This is a genomic window from Variovorax sp. P4_D9, from assembly GCF_056401695.1.
This window is the reverse complement of sequence record NZ_JBFUIU010001660.1, coordinates 1-741: the sequence shown is the minus strand read 5'-3', so window position 1 is coordinate 741 and position 741 is coordinate 1. Positions and strand designations below refer to the sequence as shown.

Genomic DNA, 741 nt, shown 5'->3' with positions numbered 1-741 from the left:
GTGCACATAATGCCTTGATTTCGTTTAAATTACTAACACAGTAAGACTTCTATGGGGCATTAAAAGTCAAGCCCTTCGAGGATTATTTTTAACGGTCAATTACCTCTGTTTGATAAGTCAGTGCCGTGGACGAAGACCTCTGCTCTGTTGAGGGGCCCTTTGCATAAAGCGATGCACAGGGGATTCAGGTCGGGTTGCATGATGTCCGGGCGGTTGCCCGGTCCAACTTCTATCCGTGCCGGCACCAGGCCGGTCACCACATACCGCATGCGCAAGGCGCTGGAATCAACCCCGTTACTGCACGCCCCATCTAAAACTACGACTACCCGTCGGGTAATCCTCTTACTGTCCGGGCGCGCTAACCTTCACCCCTGTTGYCGCTCAAAGTGCGTCGYGTTCAGGCCGTCACCGCTTCGTTGCCCAGTGGCTTGAGCCTTGCCTCGAGTGGAATCTCACCATATTCGAGATAGCGCCATAGGGCGATCGCCAGCCGCCGCGCAAGCGCGACCACGGTTAACGTCAACTGCACTCTCGTCCAACCAGTCGCGGGGTTGGGCCGAGATTCGGCATCCGTTCCATCCACGTAGGGGGCAGCGCTTTCCTGTATTGAAGGCGCGATACGTTGCTGGTGTCGACACGCTGATCCTTCAGGATGATGGCGAGCGCCTCAGCTTCGCCATCGCTCGCGAATGGACCGACCTCGCCGTGCCCAATCCATGCCCGCCGTGCCCAATCCATGCC

General features: G+C 57.1%; 2 protein-coding genes. One reads left to right on the top strand and one right to left on the bottom strand.

Going from position 1 to position 741, the window contains the following annotated elements:
• Positions 1 to 397: 397 nt before the first annotated feature.
• On the bottom strand, positions 398 to 523 hold the full coding sequence (locus tag AC1DY5_RS57615) for a hypothetical protein (RefSeq protein ID WP_478123038.1): 126 nt from the start codon (positions 521 to 523) through the stop codon (positions 398 to 400).
• 83 nt (positions 524 to 606) lie between these two features.
• Here AC1DY5_RS57615 and AC1DY5_RS57610 point away from each other — a divergent pair.
• The coding region (locus tag AC1DY5_RS57610) for a hypothetical protein (RefSeq protein ID WP_478123037.1) at positions 607 to 741 on the top strand (135 nt) is incomplete at its 3' end.